The 21918-nt window shown below is 39.5% G+C and carries 25 protein-coding genes; 14 read left to right on the forward strand and 11 right to left on the reverse strand.

All coding sequences use genetic code 11. From position 1 onward, the window contains the following. Positions 1-13 precede the first annotated feature (13 nt). Positions 14-1075 (forward strand): trypsin-like peptidase domain-containing protein, encoded by a 1062-nt coding sequence (locus QUE09_RS14545; protein ID WP_286233564.1) that lies wholly within the window; start codon positions 14-16, stop codon positions 1073-1075. Between the two features lie 51 nt (positions 1076-1126). On the opposite strand, the gene murA is transcribed toward QUE09_RS14545, so the two are convergent. Genes murA through mlaF form a run of 7 tightly spaced genes read right to left on the reverse strand, consistent with a single transcriptional unit; the run spans position 1127 to position 5837 of the window. Then, on the reverse strand, positions 1127-2389 hold the full coding sequence (murA, locus tag QUE09_RS14550; RefSeq protein ID WP_286233565.1) for a UDP-N-acetylglucosamine 1-carboxyvinyltransferase: 1263 nt from the start codon (positions 2387-2389) through the stop codon (positions 1127-1129). 20 nt (positions 2390-2409) lie between these two features. Then, the gene (locus tag QUE09_RS14555) at positions 2410-2667 is read right to left on the reverse strand and encodes a BolA family protein (protein ID WP_286233566.1); all 258 of its coding nucleotides are present in this window, start codon (positions 2665-2667) and stop codon (positions 2410-2412) included. A 39-nt stretch (positions 2668-2706) separates the two neighbouring features. Then, complete coding sequence (locus QUE09_RS14560) at positions 2707-3003, reverse strand: STAS domain-containing protein (RefSeq protein WP_286233567.1); 297 nt, start codon at positions 3001-3003, stop codon at positions 2707-2709. 9 nt (positions 3004-3012) lie between these two features. Then, complete coding sequence (locus QUE09_RS14565) at positions 3013-3735, reverse strand: MlaC/ttg2D family ABC transporter substrate-binding protein (RefSeq protein WP_286233568.1); 723 nt, start codon at positions 3733-3735, stop codon at positions 3013-3015. After that, a complete protein-coding gene (gene mlaD / locus QUE09_RS14570; RefSeq protein WP_286233570.1) occupies positions 3735-4205 on the reverse strand; it encodes an outer membrane lipid asymmetry maintenance protein MlaD in 471 nt (156 codons plus the stop codon). The genes QUE09_RS14565 and mlaD overlap by 1 nt, the downstream gene beginning before the upstream one ends. A gap of 49 nt (positions 4206-4254) precedes the next feature. After that, positions 4255-5031, reverse strand: a complete 777-nt coding sequence (gene mlaE / locus QUE09_RS14575; RefSeq protein ID WP_286233571.1) for a lipid asymmetry maintenance ABC transporter permease subunit MlaE — start codon at positions 5029-5031, stop codon at positions 4255-4257. Further along, positions 5028-5837: a phospholipid ABC transporter ATP-binding protein MlaF gene (mlaF, locus tag QUE09_RS14580; RefSeq protein WP_286233572.1), complete on the reverse strand. Its 810-nt coding sequence runs from the start codon at positions 5835-5837 to the stop codon at positions 5028-5030. Before mlaF ends, mlaE begins: the two co-directional genes overlap by 4 nt. Before the next feature lie 336 nt (positions 5838-6173). Here mlaF and QUE09_RS14585 point away from each other — a divergent pair, with 336 nt between their 5' ends. The 12 genes from QUE09_RS14585 to mgtE all read left to right on the forward strand — a co-directional run bounded on the left by QUE09_RS14585 (position 6174) and on the right by mgtE (position 15696). Next, positions 6174-7157, forward strand: a complete 984-nt coding sequence (locus tag QUE09_RS14585; protein ID WP_286233573.1) for a calcium/sodium antiporter — start codon at positions 6174-6176, stop codon at positions 7155-7157. A 9-nt stretch (positions 7158-7166) separates the two neighbouring features. Further along, complete coding sequence (locus tag QUE09_RS14590; RefSeq protein WP_286233574.1) at positions 7167-8132, forward strand: KpsF/GutQ family sugar-phosphate isomerase; 966 nt, start codon at positions 7167-7169, stop codon at positions 8130-8132. Then, on the forward strand, positions 8132-8680 hold the full coding sequence (gene kdsC / locus QUE09_RS14595; protein ID WP_286233576.1) for a 3-deoxy-manno-octulosonate-8-phosphatase KdsC: 549 nt from the start codon (positions 8132-8134) through the stop codon (positions 8678-8680). The genes QUE09_RS14590 and kdsC overlap by 1 nt, the downstream gene beginning before the upstream one ends. Further along, complete coding sequence (lptC, locus tag QUE09_RS14600) at positions 8677-9243, forward strand: LPS export ABC transporter periplasmic protein LptC (protein WP_286233577.1); 567 nt, start codon at positions 8677-8679, stop codon at positions 9241-9243. The genes kdsC and lptC overlap by 4 nt, the downstream gene beginning before the upstream one ends. 31 nt (positions 9244-9274) lie before the next feature. Further along, complete coding sequence (gene lptA, locus QUE09_RS14605; RefSeq protein WP_286233578.1) at positions 9275-9733, forward strand: lipopolysaccharide transport periplasmic protein LptA; 459 nt, start codon at positions 9275-9277, stop codon at positions 9731-9733. Continuing rightward, positions 9730-10461: an LPS export ABC transporter ATP-binding protein gene (lptB, locus tag QUE09_RS14610; RefSeq protein WP_286233579.1), complete on the forward strand. Its 732-nt coding sequence runs from the start codon at positions 9730-9732 to the stop codon at positions 10459-10461. The genes lptA and lptB overlap by 4 nt, the downstream gene beginning before the upstream one ends. Positions 10462-10515: 54 nt before the next feature. Further along, positions 10516-12024, forward strand: coding sequence for an RNA polymerase factor sigma-54 (locus QUE09_RS14615; RefSeq protein WP_286233580.1), 1509 nt, complete (start codon positions 10516-10518; stop codon positions 12022-12024). Positions 12025-12048: 24 nt separating this feature from the next. After that, positions 12049-12336, forward strand: a complete 288-nt coding sequence (hpf, locus tag QUE09_RS14620; RefSeq protein ID WP_286233581.1) for a ribosome hibernation promoting factor — start codon at positions 12049-12051, stop codon at positions 12334-12336. Positions 12337-12361: 25 nt separating this feature from the next. Continuing rightward, positions 12362-12817: a PTS IIA-like nitrogen regulatory protein PtsN gene (gene ptsN / locus QUE09_RS14625; protein ID WP_286233582.1), complete on the forward strand. Its 456-nt coding sequence runs from the start codon at positions 12362-12364 to the stop codon at positions 12815-12817. A gap of 15 nt (positions 12818-12832) precedes the next feature. Next, positions 12833-13687, forward strand: coding sequence for an RNase adapter RapZ (rapZ, locus tag QUE09_RS14630; RefSeq protein ID WP_286233583.1), 855 nt, complete (start codon positions 12833-12835; stop codon positions 13685-13687). 128 nt (positions 13688-13815) lie between these two features. Next, a complete protein-coding gene (locus QUE09_RS14635) occupies positions 13816-14091 on the forward strand; it encodes an HPr family phosphocarrier protein (RefSeq protein WP_286233584.1) in 276 nt (91 codons plus the stop codon). 246 nt (positions 14092-14337) lie between these two features. Further along, entirely contained in the window at positions 14338-15696 is a 1359-nt protein-coding gene (gene mgtE, locus QUE09_RS14640) for a magnesium transporter (protein ID WP_286233585.1), read from the forward strand. A gap of 27 nt (positions 15697-15723) precedes the next feature. Here the strand turns inward: mgtE and pmbA are convergent, their stop codons facing one another. Next, entirely contained in the window at positions 15724-17067 is a 1344-nt protein-coding gene (pmbA, locus tag QUE09_RS14645; RefSeq protein ID WP_286233587.1) for a metalloprotease PmbA, read from the reverse strand. Positions 17068-17167: 100 nt separating this feature from the next. Here pmbA and yjgA point away from each other — a divergent pair, with 100 nt between their 5' ends. Next, the gene (gene yjgA, locus QUE09_RS14650; RefSeq protein WP_286233588.1) at positions 17168-17686 is read left to right on the forward strand and encodes a ribosome biogenesis factor YjgA; all 519 of its coding nucleotides are present in this window, start codon (positions 17168-17170) and stop codon (positions 17684-17686) included. Positions 17687-17780: 94 nt separating this feature from the next. Here yjgA and QUE09_RS14655 read toward each other — a convergent pair whose 3' ends face one another. The 3 genes from QUE09_RS14655 to QUE09_RS14665 all read right to left on the reverse strand — a co-directional run bounded on the left by QUE09_RS14655 (position 17781) and on the right by QUE09_RS14665 (position 21910). Further along, entirely contained in the window at positions 17781-19181 is a 1401-nt protein-coding gene (locus QUE09_RS14655) for a M16 family metallopeptidase (RefSeq protein ID WP_286233589.1), read from the reverse strand. Between the two features lies 1 nt (position 19182). Further along, positions 19183-20655 carry a M16 family metallopeptidase gene (locus QUE09_RS14660; RefSeq protein ID WP_286233590.1) on the reverse strand — a complete coding sequence of 491 codons (1473 nt, stop codon included), beginning with the start codon at positions 20653-20655 and terminating at the stop codon, positions 19183-19185. A gap of 127 nt (positions 20656-20782) precedes the next feature. Then, positions 20783-21910: a succinylglutamate desuccinylase/aspartoacylase family protein gene (locus tag QUE09_RS14665; protein WP_286233591.1), complete on the reverse strand. Its 1128-nt coding sequence runs from the start codon at positions 21908-21910 to the stop codon at positions 20783-20785. Positions 21911-21918 lie beyond the last annotated feature (8 nt).

Raw genomic sequence — 21918 nt, forward strand, 5'->3', positions numbered from 1 at the left:
TTTAGATACGCCTTTGAAACTCATAGACTCTGTAAAATATGTTCTTAACGCCGTTAGTTACGGCGTAATATTCGCCGTCGTTATCCTTGTAGTTTATCCTGAACTCAGTGGTAAAGGAGACAACTGGTGGAATATATTTCGACCGCAAAAAACCAATCCTGCCCCACTTTCTTATGCCAATGCAGTGCAACGCGCGGGACCTGCCGTCGTAAATTTATACTCAGAGGAAATTCAGAATAGCGTAAACTATTTACAAGCACCCCGCAGCGTTTCGCGACTAGGTTCCGGTGTAATAATGGATCCTAACGGTTACATGCTAACTAACTATCATGTCGTACAGAATGCCGCACAAATCACTGTTGATTTACAAAACGGTCAGCGATTTCCTGCAACGATCATCGGTTATGATATTTATACAGACTTAGCTGTGTTAAAAATTGAAGCCAGTAATTTACCCGTTATTCCACAAAATTTAGACCTTACCGTCTCTGCTGGTGACGTAGTTCTTGCGATTGGTAACCCATTAAATTTAGGCCAAACTATTACTCAAGGCATTATCAGCGCCACAGGGCGTACCGGGTTAAGTAGCACCAATCATACCCAGTTTTTGCAAATGGATGCCGCCATCAATGAGGGCAACTCTGGTGGCGCGTTAGTAAATACTAACGGTACGTTAGTCGGTATTAACTCACGACTGTTTCGAGAAATAAACCCACAACTTGATATTCAAGGGATTTTCTTTGCTATCCCCTACCAACTTGCCTATAAAGTGATGCAACAAATAATTGAGAACGGTAGAGTAATTCGAGGTTGGCTAGGCATTGACACCCAAGTGTTTAGTCAAAATCCACGTGGTTTTGTTATCAGTGGAATTATCAAAAATAGTCCTGCACATGTTGCTCAGCTAAAGCCAGGTGATATTGTCTCTCAAATCGGTGATACACCGATTACTTCAACGATTCAAGCACTCGATTTAGTGGCTGAAACGCGCCCTGGTACTGAGGTTATGTTTAGCGTATATCGTGGCAACAAACTGCTTAATATTCCTGTTACCATATTAGAAAGTAAGCAGTAAATAAGCCACCTGCTATGCAGGTGGATTCTTTATATGAAACTATCTAAACGGCTATGCACCCTTTACGCGGACGATATCTGCGCCTAACGCTTGTAATTTATCTTCAATCTTTTGATAACCGCGATCGATATGATAAATACGATCAACTTGTGTTTCAGTAGTAGCCACTAAGCCTGCAATAACCAAACTTGCAGAAGCTCTTAAATCCGTTGCCATAACGCGAGCGCCGGTTAACATATCAACGCCCTTAGAAATTGCGGTATTTCCTTCTAACGCTATATCTGCGCCCATACGCTGTAATTCTGGCACATGCATAAAGCGATTCTCAAAAATCGTTTCAATTGTCGTGGCTGTTCCTTCAGCTATCGCATTTAATGCAACAAATTGTGCTTGCATATCCGTTGGAAAAGCCGGATGAGGCGCAGTTCGAATATTCACTGCTTTAGGTCGACTAGACATAGACAATCGAATCCAATCGTCGCCTGTGGTAATTTCAGCACCGGATTCCTGCAACTTACTGATCACAGCTTCAAGCGCACCTGGATCTGTATTTTTACAGGTAACGTCTCCTTGCGTTACAGCTGCGGCAACGAGGAAAGTACCCGTTTCAATACGATCAGGCATAACACGATATTGTTGGCCTGCTAAACGCGGAACCCCCTCAATCGTTAAGGTATCACTACCTGCACCAGATATTTTTGCGCCCATTGCATTTAGGCAATTTGCTAAGTCTACAATTTCAGGTTCGCGAGCGGCATTTTCAATAACAGTAACGCCATCAGCCAATGCCGCCGCCATCATCAAATTTTCAGTGCCAGTTACGCTAACTGTATCCATGAAAATGTTAGCACCTTTTAATCGACCGTGATTTTTAGCCACTATATAACCATTTTCAACATCAATTTCTGCCCCCATCAGCTTTAAACCATGAATATGAAGATTCACAGGACGGGCGCCGATAGCACAACCACCAGGTAACGATACTTCAGCATGGCCAAATCGCGCTAACAGCGGACCCAATACTAAAATGGATGCACGCATGGTTTTTACTAACTCATAAGACGCTTTAAGGTTATCAATCTTTGACGCATCAATTGATACTTGATCTTCAGATAACCAAGAAATATTAGCACCCAAATCACTCAATAATTTAAGTGTTGTATGAATATCGTTTAACTTAGGCACATTACTGATTGTAATGGGTGTTTCAGACAATAGACATGCCATAAGGATTGGTAGAGCAGCGTTCTTTGCTCCCGAAATGGAGACCTCTCCCACGAGCGGATTACCGCCATTAATTTTAAATGCGTCCAAGGTGACCTTCTTACTTTTTATTACAGGGGTAAATTAAACATTTTCTCACGCTGCCAATCCGTTGTGGTAAAGGTTTTAACAGTTACCGCATGAATAGCACCTTCCTTAATCGCTTGAGACAAAGGAGCAAAGATAAGTTGTTGACGTTTGACTCTAGATAAATCGCCAATGAAATCAGCAACAGCAATAACCGTACATTGCGAACCATCAAACTTTACATGTAACTCATCAAGCTCAACAGCATCGCTTATCAATTTTTCAATTTCAGAAACTTCCACAAGGGTCTCCCAATAACAAAGTTACTGGGATTATAGGGCTTATTGAACTGGCAAGAAAGCCGATACGGCACTTAATTTTGCTAAATTAACTAAGTCGTCAGGTAAATCAACGAGATTAATCGATAGACTCGCCTTATTCGCAACCTCTATTAACAACAGCAATAGCGCGAGGCCCGCAGTATCAACCATGTTCACTTGCGATAAGTTAATATGACTAATACTTTTTGACAATAGACGACACGACTGCTTTTCGATACTAGGCGTAATAAACTCACGTGTTAGGTTACCTTTTAGCATCAATTGATTGTCAACTGACAATACTTCTAATGTTGTCACGCTATGTTCCTATTTAAAAACAATGTCTTTCGCTGCTTTTTCTTTCAATAACTCTGTCACATGGGGCAAGCCTTTTTGACGAATTAAGCTGCCTAGTTCGGCCTCTTTACTGTCTAACATACTAATGCCTTCAGCAACCATATCATAAGCCTTCCACTCGTCTGCATTTTTTCCTTTTCGTGTAGAAAAGGAAATATCAATGGGCTCACGACCCGGCTCAATCACTAACGTTTTAACAAAAGCAATACGTCCTGAATTTGAGATCCGTGCTTTTTCAAACTTTACTTCTTGACTGTTATACAAGGTAAAGACTTGTGCATAAGATGTAACGAGGTAATCCAAAAATACTGGTACAAAAGCGTCACGTTCTTCAGAGGTAGTATTTTTAAAGTTTTTCGCACCGATGACTTTAAAAGCAGCATAGCGATAATCAATGTACGGAACGAGTTCTTCACGGACAATTTTTTTCAGCAAATTAGGGTTTTTACGAATTTCAGTTTGTTCATTGGCAAAACGTTTAAACGTAATATCCGCCACTGACTTTATCATCTCGAAGGGGTCAGTAGTATTTATCGCTGAAGAACCACTATTTTCAGCAACATAGAAGTGCACATTATTATTCGTTTCATCTGAGGTAAGCGCATCTGAAGCAGACGCGTGTTGTACTAACATCAACGACGATAATAGCACCGCGATATTTCTCGATAACATTTTCATTTTTCTCCCAGTCATTAATCACCACTTCCTTGGCCAAATAAAAATTGCCCTATCAATTCTTCTAATACTAACGCAGGTTTAGTATCTTCAATATAGTCACCTTCTTGTAACGTATCGATAGATTCATCCATAAACCCAGGTAATAAACCAATATATTGTTCGCCCAGCAGCCCTGCTGTTAAAATAGATACTGATGTAGCCTCAGAAAAGTTTTGAAAACGAGCATCTATCTCTAAGGTCACTAAAGGCGTGTAGTCATCTTCATCTAAACTAATGTCACTAACGCGGCCTACAACAACGCCTCCGACTTTTATGGGCGAACGTATTTTTAAGCCACCGATATTATCGAACTTAGCATACAATTTATATGTTTCACCATTACCTGAAATACCGCTATCTGCAACTTTTAACGCTAACATTAATAATGCCGCAATACCTATTGCTGCAAATAGACCAACCAAAATTTCTACTTTTTTTGACACCATGTCATCCACCCATTGAACATAATCATCGCTTAACCAAACCTGAACAAGATTATTTGGTAAACATTAATGCAGTTAAAATAAAATCTAAACCCAATACTAGCAATGAAGACTGCACAACCGTCGCTGTTGTTGCCCTGCTAATCCCTTCCGATGTTGGTTCACAATCATAGCCTTTATATACAGCTATCCATGTAACAACAAAAGCAAAAACGATACTTTTGATAACACCATTTAATATATCTTTTTCCAAAGAAACTTGCGCTTGCATTACTGACCAAAACGTACCACTATCAACGCCTAACCAGTCAACACCAACTAAATGCGCGCCTAATATACCGACCGCTGAAAATATTGCAGCAAGTAATGGTAAAGAAATAAAACCAGCCCAGAACCTTGGTGCTATAACACGACGTAAAGGGTCTACAGCCATCATTTCTAAACTTGATAATTGCTCAGTTGCTTTCATTAAGCCTATTTCCGCCGTTAAAGCAGATCCTGCTCGGCCAGCAAACAACAGTGCAGCAACCACTGGGCCTAATTCACGTAATAAAGACAAGGCAACCATTGGCCCTAGGCTTGCTTCCGCACCATAACCAACAAGAATAGTGTAACCTTGCAATGCTAACACCATGCCGATAAAGGTACCCGATACAACAATAATAATGAGAGATAGCACACCAACAGCATATAACTGCTGAACTAATAACGGAAAGCCACGCTTAATATTAGGTACATGAGCAAGCGCAGAAGTTAACATGATGATAGCCCTACCTAGTGCGCTAATGCGACCAATAACTTTTCGCCCTAACGATTGGAGCCAATTCATTTATTACTTCCTTTTCCAATAAGTTCTTCTTGATAAGACGCAGCTTTATAATGAAATGGAACCGGGCCATCAGACTCACCTTTTACAAACTGTTGAACTAGCGGCGATGTTTGTTGACGAATATCATCAGGCGTACCTTGCCCAATAACCTTTTGTTCCGCAATGATATAAATATAGTCGGCGATACTCATGACTTCTGGTACATCGTGAGAAACAACAACGGATGTTAAACCTAATGCGTCATTCAACGACTTAATTAATCGTACAATAACCCCCATTGAAATGGGATCTTGACCCGCAAAGGGCTCATCGTAAAGAATAAGTTCAGGATCAAGCGCTATAGCACGTGCAAGTGCGGCTCTACGAGCCATACCACCAGAGAGCTCACTCGGCTTTAAATGACGCGCGCCTCGTAAACCAACCGCCTCTAACTTCATCAACACCATTTTTTCAATAATGCGCTCAGACAATTTACTGTGTTCACGCATTGGAAAGGCAACATTGTCATAAACACTCATATCGGTGAAAAGCGCGCCGCTTTGAAATAACATACTCATGCGTTTACGCACGTCATAAAGTTCATTACGAGATAATGTGGGAATATCATTGCCATCAAAGAGTATTTGCCCAGATTCTGGGCGCAGCTGTCCACCAATTAATCGTAACAAGGTGGTTTTTCCAATACCACTAGGCCCCATAATTGCCGTTACTTTCCCTTTTGGAATCTGTAGACTTATTTCATCATATATGACTCTTTCTTCACGCTTAAAAGTCATATTCTTGATGTCGACCAACGTATCTGACATGGTTTATTTTTCTATTAAACTATCCATACTTTAAGTGCCTGTAATTCTACCTGACTGCAACAAATACTTCATCCGATATTCATAAATTAATCTGTCTAAATTACGTGAGTAAATGTTGGTAATCGTAAGAAAGTGTAAGAATTGAACAAAAATCAACCAAACCTACAAGCATTAATCCATTAAATACATTAACATTGCCATCATTAAGACGCTTAATTTGGTCAATATTTGTAAAAATTCATCATCAATGACACTTTTTTATCAATCTTCGAGCAATAACTCTTTTTTTTTCTCTTACAACGGGCGACAATTTACCCCTTAATTTTGGAGTGATGAATGTTATTACAGATTTTTATTTTGCTGGTGTCTTTAATTGTCTTAGTGTGGAGTGCTGATAAGTTTGTTTTAGGCGCCTCTTCTCTCGCTAGAAATATTGGTATATCGCCAATGATTATTGGTCTAACAATCGTGGCTATGGGATCTTCGGCCCCAGAAATGATGATTGCGGGTACGGCCTCACTGCAAGGCAACCCAGACACAGCGATCGGCAATGCTATTGGTTCTAATATTACGAATATTGCCTTAGTACTAGGTATAACAGCATTACTACATCCACTATCTGTTTCATCAAGCACGATCAAACGCGAGCTTCCTATTGTTTTAGGTATTACAGCTATTGCTTATTGGTTTGTCGCCGATAGCCATTTAAGCTTCTGGGAAGGGCTAATTCTTATTATTGGCTTTTTTGCTTATATACTCGCTTTACTTTTCATTACCCTTCGTCGTTCTAAAACGCACCCTCTTGATGATGCTATGCTTATAGAGGCCGAACAGGAAGTCCCAGAAGCGATACCTACGTCTAATTCCATTTTTTGGTTAGTCATCGGTATTATATTGTTACCACTAAGCGCCTCTTATTTAGTCGAATCATCGGTCTTCATTGCTAAGGCGTTCGGCATTAGTGATCTTGTCATAGGCTTAACCGTCATTGCAATTGGTACCAGCCTACCTGAGTTAGCTGCAAGTATTATGAGTATTGTCAAAAAAGAAGATGACTTAGCGCTGGGTAATATTATAGGTTCTAATATCTTTAATATTTTAGCTGTTTTATCACTCGCAGGTTTGATTGCCCCTGGAGAAATAGATCCAGAGGCTTCATATCGTGATGCTCCATATATGCTAGGTGTAACGTTGCTACTATTTTTACTTTGTTTTACCCGAAAACTTGGCAATTTTCGAATTACACGTATGAAAGGTGTCATGTTACTTATTTCCTTTGTCGCTTATCAATTGTTATTGTTTAGCCAAATAAAGCATTAGATTGTTACTATGAGTTCATTCAGTAAAATAGCCAAAGACGTTATCAATATTGAATCTCAAGCCATAAATGAGCTTGCGCAATATATCGATAGTAATTTTGAAAAAGCATGCCAATTAATGATGCAAACGACGGGTCGCGTCATTGTGATAGGCATGGGTAAGTCAGGCCATGTTGGCGGAAAAATTGCTGCAACATTTGCTAGCACAGGTACACCTGCATTTTTTGTTCACCCTGGTGAAGCCAGTCATGGCGACTTAGGCATGATCACAGCACAAGATGTAGTACTGGCGATTTCAAATTCAGGTGAAACAGGTGAAGTGCTCGCGATATTGCCTGTAATTAAACGTATTGGCGCAAAACTTGTTGCAATGAGCAGCAACCCAACATCGACGCTAGCGAAACTAAGTGATACGCACGTATGTATCAAGGTAACGCAGGAAGCTTGTCCACTTGGTTTAGCGCCAACGTCAAGTACGACAGCAACCTTGGTCATGGGTGATGCTATTGCAGTAGCACTGTTGAATGCACGAGGCTTTACCGCTGACGATTTTGCATTATCTCACCCTGGTGGCAGCTTAGGAAAACGATTACTATTGAGATTGCAAGATATCATGCATACTGGTGAACGTTTGCCTGTTGTAGACCAATCGGTAAAAATCAAAGATGCGTTAGTAGAGATGTCACTCAAAGGCTTAGGGATGACAGCTGTTATAAATTCTGATGGTTCACTTATTGGCTTATTTACCGATGGTGATTTACGTCGCATATTAGACGCAAGAGTAGATATTCACAGCGATGAAATCGCGACAGTGATGACGAAAGCTCCTACAACGGCGTCAAAAGATATGTTAGCTGCTGAAGCTCTTAAAGTTATGGAAGATAAGAAAATTAATGGCTTAATTATTGTTGACCAACACAACGCCCCCATTGGCGCGATGAATATGCACGACTTATTGAAATCGGGAGTACTTTAATGGTGAATACCTTATATGGCGATGTACCTGCTTCAGTCTTTGAAAAAGCGAAAAAAATAAAATTGTTTGTGTGTGATATCGACGGCGTATTCTCTGATGGACGTATTTATCTTGGCAATGACGGCGAAGAACTCAAGGCTTTTCACACTAAAGACGGTTATGGTATTAAAGCGCTTGGCGCAAGTGGCGTTGATGTTGCCGTTATCACTGGAAGACAATCTAATATAGTGCAAACAAGAATGTCTGCACTTAACGTCAAACATATCGTACAAGGGCAAGAAAACAAACTGCCAACATTAAAAGACATGATAGCCAGCCTATCGCTTGTTCCTGAACAGGTTGCTTATATTGGTGATGACATGCCAGATTTTGAGTGTATGAGTTATGTTGGCTTAAGTATCGCAGTAAAAGATGCTCACCCAAGTATTTTAGCTATTGCCGACTATACTACATATACCCATGGAGGCTTTGGAGCAGTTCGTGAAGTTTGTGATTTATTCATGCAAAGTCAAAATACGTTAAAGTTTGCCAAAGGCGCAAGTATATGAGTCGCACCCAGATATTTTCCTTATTATTCTTTGTCTTGACGGTCACAGCCTATAGCATTCTTGAATGGCATCACACAAAACAGGAAGATATCCAAGTGGTAGAAAACAACATTACGCCGGACTTCATTGCGGAATCCTTAAAAAGTGAAGCTTTTTCGCAAAAAGGACTATTAACGTATCGCATCGATGCGTCGCGTATGGAACATTACAGTGAATTAGCGGTCACACATTTTGAGTTTCCTAAATATACGTTATACCCAAAAGATAGCGACGCTCCCTGGAAAATAAGCGCCAATGAAGGCACACTTTATAACAGCAATCGAGTAAAACTGGAAAACAAAGTATTATTAATTTCAACGGATGAAAACAGTTTAATTAGAGAAATTCATGGAAAGTATTTAGAGCTTGACCTAAATACTAATATTATTAGCTCCGAGAACAGCATAAGAATCAAAGGTGTAGATTTTGCTATGCAAGGCACTGGCTTAATAATAGACTTAAACACGAAACAGGTAACTCTCACACAACATGAACAAACTATTTATCAACCGTCTACACACTAGTGTTTTATTTGTAAGCTTATATGTTAGTAGTATGGCTAGCATTTATGCCGCTGAAATTGATTTAAAACAAGAAATTAGTATTGATGCAACGAGACAAGCAGCGGATCTAAAAAACAAAATATTTAGCTATATCGACAATGTTGTAATTAAACAAGGTTCACTGATAATAAAAGCTGATCTTGTGCAAGTTATCACAGCATCAGATACAGATACAAAAACCTATATAGCAAAAGGAAAACCCGCTACGTTTAAGCAAACACTTGAAGATGGTACCCCCATTTATTTACAGGCGAATGAAATTAAGTATGAGCCTGCTAAGAATACCGTTACTATCTCAGGTGATGCGGAGCTCCGTCAAGAAGGCAGTAAAGTAAACGGTAGTGTTATTACTTACAACTTTATTACCGAGCAAGTATTAGCTAATGGTGAAGATGATCAGCGCGTTAAAACGGTATTACAGCCTAAGCACCTGGAAAAAAAGAATAAATGAGCAATGCAAAATTAAGTGCCGCTAACTTGGCTAAGTCCTATAAAGGGCGTATGGTAGTTAAAAATGTTGGTTTGGAAGTTAACGCAGGGCAAATTGTAGGTTTACTTGGTCCAAATGGTGCAGGAAAAACCACGTCATTTTACATGATTGTTGGGTTAGTAAATAACGATAAAGGTACAATAACGTTAAATGACGAAGACCTTACACTGTTACCTATGCATGAACGTGCGCGCCGAGGTATAGGATACTTACCACAAGAGGCCTCGATCTTTCGTAAGTTAACCGTTTACGAAAATATCATGGCAATATTGCAAACAAGAAAAGAATTAACAGACATAGAACGAGAAGAGAAGTTAGAACATTTAGTAGAAGAATTTAACATAGGGCACATTACCGAAAATTTAGGCATGAGCCTATCTGGTGGTGAACGTCGTCGTGTTGAAATTGCCAGAGCACTTGCAGCTGACCCAAAATTTATATTGTTAGATGAACCATTTGCTGGCGTTGACCCAATTTCTGTAGGTGATATAAAAAAAATTATTCTACACTTAAAAAATAAAGGCATTGGCATATTAATAACCGACCATAACGTTAGAGAGACACTCGATGTTTGTGAGCATGCTTACATTGTTAGTCATGGTGAATTAATCGCCCAAGGTGATGCAGATCAAATCCTTGCAAATCAGCAGGTAAGAGATGTATACCTCGGTGAACAATTCACGTTATAGTTATGATATGCTTTAGAAAAAATAAGATTTACTTGAAAGGATAAGAAGTAATTAATGCGCCCAAGTCTGCAACTCCGAATTGGACAACAACTTACAATGACGCCGCAACTCCAGCAGGCGATAAAGTTATTGCAGTTGTCCACCTTGGATCTACAACAAGAAATTCAAGAGGCATTAGAAAGTAATCCTTTATTAGAGGTGGACGAATCTGCTTCGTCTTCAGACGATAACCAACCCGATAACTTAGAAGAAGCCTTTTCCGCAAAAACTAATGACGAGACAATAAATAATACTAGTGATGGCTCGGAAGATTCAACACCAACCGTTGATGAAATCAGCACCACTGAAGCGATGGATAAATCAGACATTCCTGAAGAGCTTAATATTGATACGACTTGGGACGAAAGTTACAGTGCTGGTGTATCTAATACTGGTGCCGCCCCTGCCTCAGATGATTTTGTTTATCAAGGTGAAACCACAGACTCCATTCAAGATCATTTGCGTTGGCAAATGAAATTAACCCCATTTTCTGAAACCGATGAAGCCATTGCAATGGCAATTATTGATGCCATTGACGACGCTGGATATTTAACGGTTACAACTGAAGAAATCCTAGAGTCTGTTGGCGTCGATGACGTTGAATTAGATGAAGTAGAAGCGGTCTTAAAACGTATAAATATGTTTGACCCTATAGGTGTTGGTGCGCGTTCAATTGCAGAATGTTTAACGATACAGTTAAACCAGTTTGATAAAGATACCCCTTGGGTTAACGAAAGTAAGATCGTGATTAATGAATATATTGATTTACTTGGTAACCGTGATTATCGACAAATCATGCGTAAAACACGTTTAAAAGAAGATCAATTACGTGAAGTTATTCGGTTAATTCAATCATTAGATCCTCGCCCTGGTGATTCTGTTATTCAAAGTGATGATCAGTATGTAATACCTGATGTTTCTGTTGAAAAGAAAAATGGTCGTTGGGTTGTAGAGCTAAACCCTGATACTGCGCCTAAACTAGCGGTTAACCAGCAATATGCTTCTATGGCTCGGTCAATGAAAAATTCGAATGATAGTCAATTTATTCGTTCAAATTTACAAGAAGCAAAATGGTTTATTAAGAGTTTAGAAAGCCGAAACGATACCCTATTAAAAGTATCAAACTGCATTGTGCAAAGACAACAAGGTTTTTTTGAACATGGGCCCGAAGCTATGCGTCCTATGGTTCTGAATGATATTGCCGAAGCAGTAGATATGCATGAATCAACGATTTCACGTGTTACTACACAAAAATATATGCATACACCACGTGGAATTTTTGAACTTAAGTATTTTTTCTCCAGCCATGTCAGTACAGAAAATGGTGGAGAATGTTCTTCAACAGCTATACGCGCTTTAATTAAAAAGCTTGTAGCTGCCGAAGTACCTGCAAAGCCTCTTAGTGACAGTAAAATGGCTGAACTATTGGCTGAACAGGGAATCAATGTTGCCAGACGGACTATAGCTAAGTATCGAGAATCGCTAAGTATTCCTCCGTCTAACCAACGTAAAAGTTTACTTTAACTCTCTAGTAGAAGGATACAGCTTATGCAAATTAATCTTGCCGGACATCATGTTGAAATTACTACCCCAATGCGTGACATCGTGAACAAAAAATTTGCTAAGTTAGAGCGACATTTCGATCATATTAATAACGTATATGTCGTATTAACCGTTGAAAAACTTAGCCAAATTGCAGAAGCAACTGTGCATTTAAATGGCACTGAAGTGCATGCTAAAGCGGAAAACGACGACATGTACGCATCCATAGACTCCCTGGTAAATAAGCTCGATAAACAAATACTTAAATACAAGGGAAAAATTAATCAACACTAAGATTTATTGATTACTAATATCCACTATGAATTTTACCGACATCATTAAAGAAGACTGCACGTTATGTGCAGTCGAGGCTACAAGCAAAAAACGTATTCTTGAACTTCTTTGTAGCAAAGCCGCAGAGACAAACGATCAAGTAAGTACCTACAACTTATTAGAGAGTTTGATGCTAAGAGAAAAAATGGGGTCGACCGGTATTGGCAATGGTATTGCTATTCCACATGGACGTTTAACCTCTACCGATAAAGTTATGATTGTTATTGCCACAGCTCAAGCGCCAATAGAGTTTGATGCCATTGATAATCGTCCCGTTGACATATTTATCGCCCTATTCGTGCCAGAAGATCAATGCCAACAACATTTATCGACATTACAAAGTATTGCACAAGTATTTAGCGACAAGAAAATGTGTAAGCAAGTACGCAAGTGCGATAACAGTCATGAGTTATATCAACTTCTCAAATCTGCTGCTCACTAACCTAGGATTTCATCAATGAAACTTACCATTGTAAGTGGCCGCTCCGGCTCTGGAAAAACGGTCGCATTGCGCGTTTTGGAAGACTTAGGCTACTACTGTGTAGATAATATTCCCGTTAATTTGCTACCCGCATTGACGCATACCGTGATCAATGATTATGAAACCGTAGCGGTAAGTTTAGACGTCAGGAATTTACCTGCAGAACCGACAGATGTGCCAGAAATATTAGATTACTTACCCAGTGCTGTTGAGTTATCTATTGTATACCTAGACGCTGATGATGGTGATCTTATTAAGCGTTTTAGCGAAACTCGTCGCTTACACCCACTTATACGCCAAAATATCGCGCTAGACCAAGCAATGACACTTGAGAAAAAGTTATTAGAACCCATTGCTGCTCGCGCCAACTTGTATATTAATACCAGTCAGTTAACACCACACCAGCTCGCTGATTTGATCAGAGAAAGAGTGCTAGGGAAAAAAAGTGGTTCTATGGTCGTGGTGTTTGAATCCTTTGGTTTTAAACATGGATTACCAAAAGACGCTGACTTTGTGTTCGATGCTCGTTTCTTACCAAACCCTTTTTGGGAGAAAGAACTTAAGCCATTTACAGGGTTAGATCAACCAGTTAGAGATTTTCTTGCCAGCCAACCCATTGTTACTAAGTTTATATGGCAAATAAACAGCTTCATGATGACATGGTTGCCTCACCTTGAACGAAATAATCGCAGCTATATTACCATTGCGGTAGGCTGTACTGGCGGAAAACATCGTTCCGTTTATATTGCTGAATTACTTGCTGCAAATTTAAAAAAAGAAAGAAAAGACGTACAGGCACGCCACCGTGACTTAAAAGTACCAACAACATAATTCATTATTAGGCATGTTGTTCATTGTGTAATAAAGTTTCTTTAAGTCCATTAAATACGAGAGCTTTTAGTAAATTTCGCTTACTATAATGAACAATACACGACCAAACTTGAGACGGTTAACTAAAGATGTCTGATTTTTCACGCCCCATTGTTATTACCAATAAACTCGGCTTACATGCCCGTGCAGCAACTAAACTAGCGCAACTTACACAACAATTTGAGGCCAAAGTTACAATAGAGCTTCACGATAAACAAGTTGATGCTAGTAGCATTATGGGGTTAATGCTACTAGCCGGCAGCCAAGGAAAAACAGTTACCGTGCATACCGATGGACCCGACGCAAAACAAGCGATGGATGAAGTTTGTCAGTTGTTTACCAATAAATTTGATGAAGAAGAGTAGCTTATCTAAAAGTTACGCCTTATGATCCTTTCTGTTCAATGTTTTGATAACCTTAAATTTTGCGAACGCATTGTTTAAAAAACAAACACAAAAACTAAATTGACTGATTACATTAATAAAAAAGCTGCTAAAACCAATCAGTTGAGATAAACTATTATTCAGATGTCTAGGTGATAATAATCAAACATCGCCTCATGTTTTTCTATGTTACATGCTTATAGCATGTAAACGGCAAAGGGTCGCATAATGCCGGAAGTGTCAGAACAAGAACAAAGTCAACAACGCCTACAGCAAGTTAATGAAGCACTTGGCAGTGGTATGTTTGTCTATGTCCGAAAGCTGCTGCAAAACATGCCCGCTTACGATTTGGCCTTACTACTAGAGTCCTCTCCTACTAAAAGCCGTGCTGTGCTATGGCAACTTATCGATCCAGATCATCACGGTGAGGTACTCGAAGAATTAAGCGAAGAAGTACGTAAAGGAATATTAAAGAATATTCGACCTGAAAAACTTGCTGAAGTTGCCGAAGGCATGGATGTTGACGATCTTGCTGAAGTATTAAGAACTTTGCCAGACACCGTTTACAACGAAGTACTAAATTCTATGGATTCACAAGATAGAAGCCGCGTTGAGCAGGCACTATCTTACGAAGAAGACACTGCTGGTGGTATCATGAATACAGATACCATCACAATACGTCCAGATGTAACCGTTGACGTTGTATTGAGGTATTTACGTTTAAAAGGCGAGCTCCCCGTTGCCACAGATTCCTTCTATGTTGTTGATAGAAATGACAAGTTTATTGGCGCTGTATCACTTGCAGCAATTGTAACTGCCAAGCCAGAAGTATCAATATCAACACTGATTCATGCTGATGTTGAAGCGGTCAATGTAGAAATGCCAGAAACGGAAGTAGCGCAACTCTTTGAGCGCTATGACTGGTTTTCAGCCCCCGTAATTGATGACGAAGGAAGGCTATTAGGTCGTATTACAGTTGATGATATCGTCGATATTATCCGTGAAGAAGCAGAACACTCGATGATGAGTATGGCAGGTCTAGACGACGAGGCAGATACCTTTGCCCCTGTGTTAAAAAGTACTCAACGCCGGTCTATTTGGTTAGGCGTTAATTTAGTTACAGCGATACTCGCCGTAGTTGTTTCCAATATGTTTGAAGACATTCTAAGCCAACTCACAATCTTAGCAATTCTAAATACCTTAGTACCAAGCATGGGTGGTGTCGCAGGAAATCAAACACTTACTCTCGTAATTCGTGGTATCGCTTTAGGCCATGTTGGCGATAGTAACTCTCGCGTATTGTTATATAAAGAACTCGCCATTGGCTTTTTAAACGGTATTATTTGGGCACTGCTCATTGCCGCCGTTGTCGGTATATGGAAACAAGACGTTGTCTTGGCGGGTATTATCGCTTTTGCAATGTTAATGAATATGACCGCCGCGGGAATTGCAGGTGTTACAATTCCACTTATGCTTAAAAGGATGAACATAGATCCAGCACTAGCAGGTAGTGTGATCCTTACCACAATTACAGATGTTGTTGGTATCTTTGCATTTTTAGGTACAGCAACATTATTACTTCGATAAACAGATAATATATGATATAAAAAATCATTAATTTCCCGCGACTTGCATCTGTTCAATAATAATTGATCCCGTTCTAATAGCCCCTTTTAGGTCATAATCATCACCTACAGCGACTAAATTTTTAAACATCTCCTGTAAATTACCAGCAATAGTTACCTCTGAAACAGGATAGGCAATTTCGCCATTTTCTACCCAAAAACCAGCAGCACCTCGCGAATAATCACCATTAACAACATTAACACCTTGCCCCATTAGTTCTGTTACTAAGAACCCTGTACCTAAGGTTTTCAACATCGCTTTAAAATCTCCGCCATTGGCACTTACATGCCAATTGTGTATACCGCCTGCATGCCCAGTTGTTGTCATACCGAGTTTTCTAGCCGAGTAACTAGTTAGTAAATACGTTGCCAAATTACCATCTTTAATAATGTTAGTATCCTGAGTTTTTACACCTTCACTATCGAAAGCACTGCTCGCTAACCCTTTTAAAAGGTGAGGTTTTTCTTCTATGGTTAGAAACGAAGGGAAAACTTGCTGGCCTAATGCATCCAAGAGAAACGACGATTTACGATATAAATTTCCACCACTAATAGCAGCAATAAAATGCCCCCAGAAAGTATTCGCAATATCAGCACGAAACATAATAGGTACTTTGCCCGTAGGTAACTTTTTCGCATTCATTCGCGCTAGTACTTCTTGAGCAGCTTCTCGGCCAATCGCTTCTGGTGAATTTAACTGAGCGAAATCACGGCTTACACTATATGCATAGTCACGTTGCATTTCATCATCATCAGTTGCAATAACGACACAACTTAAACTGTGTCGAGTACTTGGGTAGCCAACTAATTGCCCATGACTATTACCATAGACTTTAAACCCTTCAAAGCTTGCTAAAGTCGCACCATCTGAATTGGTGATCTTTTCGTCTGATGTTAAAGCCGCATTTTCACAGGTTTTTGCTAACGCTATTGCTTCTTCGGTACTGAGTTCTTTTGGGTGATATAAATCTAAATCTTGTGGCTTCATCGCCAATAAATTTTTATCTGCTAACCCTGAACATTCATCAACAGAGGTATATTTCGCAATATTAACAGCTGCTTGTACTGTTTGGTTTAATGCCTCTTGAGATAAATCAGCGGTCGAAGCACTACCTTTTCTGCCTTCCTGATAAACAGTAATACCGAGTGCACCATCATTGGTAAATTCTACCGTTTCAACATCACCTAATCGTGTAGTTACACTCAACCCTTGTTGCCTACTCATTGAAACTTCTGCACCATCAGCACCAAGAGACTTTGCCAACGTTAAGGCATCTGCGACAGTTTTTTCAACTTGTTTCATTTGTTCAGGGATAGTTTTTATTTCGGTCATACGTTGATATAGCTCTTTTGTTGCAACCAAACGGTCTCACTGCTAGAGGCAAGTACTCGCTTGCTGTATAATACTTAAAATTTTAAATGATTCCGTTATTATGCCTCAGTACGAACACGATATCGATGAATTCGATGAAGATTATAAAAGTAAAACAGAAATAAAGCGTGAAATGCACGCAATGCAAGACTTTGCCATGAAGTTGGTTAAGCTATCTAAAGCTCAACGCGCAAAGGTCCCCTTCACGGAAGAGCTTTTAGAGTCCTTAACATTAGCGGATAAAATAAAAAACAAGCCAGAAGCATTACGTCGACATGTAAGGTTTATGAGTAAAGTTTTACTTGAAACCGATCTAACAGATATCAACCAAGCGCTTGATATTATGGCAAATAAGCATCAACAAGATACGTCGCGTCATTTACGTTTAGAGCAATTACGTGACGAACTTATCGCACAAGGCAATGATAAAATAGAAGAAATGCTGCAAAATTGCCCACAAATGGAGCGTCAAAAATTAAGGCAGCTTGTAAGGCAAGCAAGTAAAGAAATAAATGCCGAAAAACCAGGTAAATCTCATCGTGATTTATTTAACTACATTAAAGAGTATGTAAGCGATTAAAATAAATAATCCACTTTCATAGCAAATAGTTTTGAGTGAACAATTATAAAACGCCTACAATTATTAAGTAGGCGTTTTTCATCATTAAAGTCTATTACCAGTAACCTTCTAAGGCTTCTACCGCTTTAAGCTGTGGTGTTAATACCTCTTTATCACCAACGGTAACAAGTACCATATTTTCAGGTGTTAGATACTTTTTCACCATTTGACTGATCTCTTCAGGCGTCACCTCATATACGCTTTTTACATAATCCTGTAAATATTGTTCGGTTAGGTTATAGCGTTCAACATATGATAATTGACTAATCACAGCCGACCTAGACGAATTCTGCAAGACAAAAATACCCGCTAAGTAATTTTGTATTCCTGCAAGTTCATCAGCCGAAGGTGGCTCTTTAGCGAGTAAGGCTATTTCATTAAATATTTCGGTAAGCGCTGCCCCTGTGGACTCAATCGTTATATCAGCAGCTTGATACCAAAGGCCTGTGCCAATGCGATTAACTAACGCTGAATACGGTGAATATGTATAGCCTTTAGATTCACGTATATTACTGGTAATTCTGCTTGAAAAAGCACCACCTAACAACGTGTTCATCATACTAAGCTTCATATAGTCAGGGTGATCTGGGCTAATTGTTGCTAACCCTAGACGTATCGTAGATTGAGGTGAATTCTCTCGTTCTAACATAATCAATTTAGGGCCCGATTGACTTAATACCGCTTTTGACGGTTTACTTTCTCCCTTCTGCCAAGTCGATAATACAGACTTTATCGTTGCGGTTAATTTAGCCTGATTAAACACTCCCGATATATACAAGTGACTATTATTGGGTCTAATATTCTCGTTTACAAAGCCACTAATATCCGCTCGTTCTATACTTTTTAAGCTTGCTTCAGTTGGGTATAAACTACCATAAGGATGGTTAGCATATATCGCCTTATAAAAAGCTTGATTAGCTAAATTGCCCGGTTGAGATAGCTGCACATTTAAATTACGTGCTTGGTCCGTTTTAATACGCGCAAGATCAGTGTCAGATAACGCTGGGTTAAGCACCATATCAGCAATAACAGTTAACGCATCGCTTCCATATTCACTTAATACATCGACACCAAGCCAGCTAACATCCATACCAACAGAAGAGTTAATCTGTCCCCCCATACTCGCCACTCGTTCAGCAATTGCTTTTGCTGACTCTGTTTTCGTTCCTTGGCGTAGCATTTGATAACTAATATCGGCTAACCAAGGAAGTTCTCCATCGTCAATATTACCCGTGGTAGATATTAGTCTAATCGTTGTTTTGGGTGTTTTTCCGTAAGGAATAAACGTTACCTTTAAACCATTTTCTAACGAAAAAGATTCTGTAGCAGGCACTTGAAATGCTTTTGGGGTAGCTCCTGTCGGTGGCTGTTCTTTGGCAAAGCCACTCGTACTCACACTCGACACCAACACTACTGTGGCAATAAATAAACTTAAAGATTTTTTCATCGAGTGCATGTTATTCTCCTTGAACAGCTTTTGTAGCAGGGGCTTCACCAGGGGTAACGGTCAATACCGTACGGTTGGTGGCTCGTAAGTATTCCTGTGCCGTTTTGCTAATAAGTGCGGGCGTTACTTGTTTAAACTTTTGTTCTAACTGGTTTATTTTGGCCGGGTTATCGTCAAACAAAGCGAAACTCGCAAGTAAATCTGCTTTACCAAAGCCATAAAAACCATCAAGTGAGTCGAATAAACTCGAACGAATTTTAACCGTTGCCCGTGTTAATTCTTCTTGTGTTAAAGGTTGTTCAATAAGTCGTGTAACAACACTATCAATCGCATCGGAAATTTCTTTATTAGTCACCGTTTCATCATGTGTAAACGAACTCATCCACAACATTGGGCCGTTATAATTAAACATATTACCAAGCAGATAATTAATACCGCCACTCACACTACCGGTAATTTGTTTGTTTTTGACGAGTTCTTGATAGAGCAAGCTATCTTCACCTTGCACGAGTATTTGGTCGATAATCCCCATTGCGTAATACTCTGGTGTATCCCGTTCAGGCATTTTATAGGCAAATGCATAAGCAGGTTTAGGCGCAAGTTTATCAAACTTATTGAAGACTAATTCCTTTTCTTGTCTAAGCTCTGTTAAATCAGGTTGCGGCGCTAATTTACTTGCGGGAATATCTGCAAAATATTCCGTAACCCAAGCTTTAGTTTCATTTATATCCAAGTCGCCCACAACAACAAGTACAGCGTTGTTCGGTGCGTAGTACATATCAAAAAAGTTAGCAACATCGTCTAAACTAGCAGCGTCTAGATCTTCTAAATCACCATAAAAGTTATGAGAGTTATACCAATTACTAAAGGCATATTGCGGCATATCTAACCACGGAAAACCACCATATGGCTGATTTAACACATTTACTTTAACTTCATTCTTTACCACACCTTGTTGATTAGTGAGGTTTTCTTGGGTAATCGCTAGTCCTTTCATACGGTCAGCCTCTGCCCATAAAAAAGTTTCTAATTTATGTGCAGGTACAATTTCAAAGTAATTAGTGAAGTCAAATCGCGTCGAGCCATTTAGCACGCCACCATTGGCATTTACAAGCTTGATGAACTCCATTTTGCCTAGGTTTTCAGAGCCTTGAAACATCATATGCTCGAATAAATGTGCAAACCCCGTTCTATCTTTGGGTTCATTGCGAAAACCAATATTATAATAAACCGCTACCGTTACTGTCGGCGCAGTTTTATCTGGCGACAATACTACTTTTAGGCCATTGTCTAGGCTGTAGTAATCAATTGGCACGTTGAAATTGGCAATGGTTGCAACGTCTTTTGCCTGTTCAACAATTTGTTCCGTAAGCTTTTCTGTCGCTTCTTGTTGCGCTGTATCTTGGCTTTTTTGAGGTTGACCACATGCAGAAAGCAACATAGCCATCACCCCAGAAATGAGCGTGATTTTATTTTTATTCATAACATTTCCCTTTTAAGTTGCACATTAAATGTGCACCTTATTTACCAAAGCGTCAACTTTCTTCGCAAGATTTAAAAGGGTATGTGTTATTTAGAGAGGTATCTCGGAAGCCGCGATACCTCTTTCATTATAACGTAAAGTAGTTAGTAAAAACTTTATAAAGTTCAGTACCTTGATTTACACTTGCAGAAGCAAAATGCAAAATAGGGAGAACTGTTTGATCAAGTGATAAATAGTGTAAAGGAGCACCATCGCCATAATTATCCATTCGCAAGATCCTCGCTAAAGGTTCCCCAGCAGGTAATGGTTGACCAAATTCAGCTAAGTAATCCACCATACCTCCCATAGGTGAATAATACGCTTTATAGTCTTTCAAATAACAAGCATATCGGGTCATCTCTTGTGCTTGATACTCTGGTGCCTCAATCACCCCTTTATATTGTAAATAACTCAAAATACTTTGAGCATCTTCTAAAGCAACATCAAGATCAATTTGCTCTTGTGAGCCAAGCTCAACAGTAAAGCTTTCTTTATTGAGGGCTTTGGAACTGATAGAAAAGTTAATACCAAGATCTGCAAATGCTTCTTGTAAGTGCCACCATGGGCAAAATGTTGCTTCATCAAGGGCACCATCGAACTGATTAGGAATCAATAATGTATGCGGAATATCGAAATGTTTAGCACTTTCTTTTGCATATTCAGGGCAATACAAATGTTTGCTTGATATGGGTCCTGTATGCAAATCTAACACTAAGTCTGCTTGATGAGCTAACCGCTGCAACTGATATGCAATACGCTGGCCTGTGGTTAAACCAAAAATATTATGATTTAGTTTCTGCTCAATACTTTGAATCATTAATGCTTTAAAGTTGGCCTCAATTGTTTTATCGTCTTTGCCAATACTTTCACGTACAAAGGGTTTAATAATTTCCGGTGCAAAGTGATACATTCTATTCCAATTGACGCCCGTTATCGGGTCAAATCGACCGAGTGTATATTCACCATTTTTGTGATTGCACCCTACAGGGTTAGCATAAGGCACTAAGGTAATATCGCCCTTTACCTGTGTTTTTCTCAATAACTCCAGTAATTGAAATATTACCGCATTACCCTGTACCTCTGCTCCGTGCATATTTGCTTGAATATATACACTAGGTGCAGCAGAATCGCCTTTAAGTTTATAAACGGGTACAGTCAGTGCAGCGCCACTTGCCATTTCCCCAACGTACATTACGCCTTTTGTAAAATTTGTCATTTTCTTCT

Origin of the sequence: Thalassotalea sediminis (assembly GCF_030295915.1) — a bacterium.
In the GTDB taxonomy this organism is placed as follows: domain Bacteria; phylum Pseudomonadota; class Gammaproteobacteria; order Enterobacterales; family Alteromonadaceae; genus Thalassotalea_C; species Thalassotalea_C sediminis.

Excerpts from the sequence above, each read along its gene's own strand:
- lptB (WP_286233579.1), top strand. The coding sequence starts at position 9,730 with ATGAGCAATGCAAAATTAAGTGCCGCTAACTTGGCTAAGTCCTATAAA.
- kdsC (WP_286233576.1), top strand. The coding sequence starts at position 8,132 with ATGGTGAATACCTTATATGGCGATGTACCTGCTTCAGTCTTTGAAAAA.
- QUE09_RS14590 (WP_286233574.1), top strand. The coding sequence starts at position 7,167 with ATGAGTTCATTCAGTAAAATAGCCAAAGACGTTATCAATATTGAATCT.
- mgtE (WP_286233585.1), top strand. The coding sequence starts at position 14,338 with ATGCCGGAAGTGTCAGAACAAGAACAAAGTCAACAACGCCTACAGCAA.
- ptsN (WP_286233582.1), top strand. The coding sequence starts at position 12,362 with ATGAATTTTACCGACATCATTAAAGAAGACTGCACGTTATGTGCAGTC.
- lptC (WP_286233577.1), top strand. The coding sequence starts at position 8,677 with ATGAGTCGCACCCAGATATTTTCCTTATTATTCTTTGTCTTGACGGTC.
- QUE09_RS14615 (WP_286233580.1), top strand. The coding sequence starts at position 10,516 with ATGCGCCCAAGTCTGCAACTCCGAATTGGACAACAACTTACAATGACG.
- pmbA (WP_286233587.1), bottom strand. The coding sequence starts at position 17,067 with ATGACCGAAATAAAAACTATCCCTGAACAAATGAAACAAGTTGAAAAA.
- QUE09_RS14655 (WP_286233589.1), bottom strand. The coding sequence starts at position 19,181 with ATGCACTCGATGAAAAAATCTTTAAGTTTATTTATTGCCACAGTAGTG.
- mlaD (WP_286233570.1), bottom strand. The coding sequence starts at position 4,205 with ATGGTGTCAAAAAAAGTAGAAATTTTGGTTGGTCTATTTGCAGCAATA.
- QUE09_RS14660 (WP_286233590.1), bottom strand. The coding sequence starts at position 20,655 with ATGAATAAAAATAAAATCACGCTCATTTCTGGGGTGATGGCTATGTTG.
- QUE09_RS14665 (WP_286233591.1), bottom strand. The coding sequence starts at position 21,910 with ATGACAAATTTTACAAAAGGCGTAATGTACGTTGGGGAAATGGCAAGT.
- yjgA (WP_286233588.1), top strand. The coding sequence starts at position 17,168 with ATGCCTCAGTACGAACACGATATCGATGAATTCGATGAAGATTATAAA.
- mlaE (WP_286233571.1), bottom strand. The coding sequence starts at position 5,031 with ATGAATTGGCTCCAATCGTTAGGGCGAAAAGTTATTGGTCGCATTAGC.
- QUE09_RS14565 (WP_286233568.1), bottom strand. The coding sequence starts at position 3,735 with ATGACTGGGAGAAAAATGAAAATGTTATCGAGAAATATCGCGGTGCTA.
- lptA (WP_286233578.1), top strand. The coding sequence starts at position 9,275 with ATGGCTAGCATTTATGCCGCTGAAATTGATTTAAAACAAGAAATTAGT.
- QUE09_RS14635 (WP_286233584.1), top strand. The coding sequence starts at position 13,816 with ATGTCTGATTTTTCACGCCCCATTGTTATTACCAATAAACTCGGCTTA.
- QUE09_RS14585 (WP_286233573.1), top strand. The coding sequence starts at position 6,174 with ATGTTATTACAGATTTTTATTTTGCTGGTGTCTTTAATTGTCTTAGTG.
- rapZ (WP_286233583.1), top strand. The coding sequence starts at position 12,833 with ATGAAACTTACCATTGTAAGTGGCCGCTCCGGCTCTGGAAAAACGGTC.
- hpf (WP_286233581.1), top strand. The coding sequence starts at position 12,049 with ATGCAAATTAATCTTGCCGGACATCATGTTGAAATTACTACCCCAATG.
- mlaF (WP_286233572.1), bottom strand. The coding sequence starts at position 5,837 with ATGTCAGATACGTTGGTCGACATCAAGAATATGACTTTTAAGCGTGAA.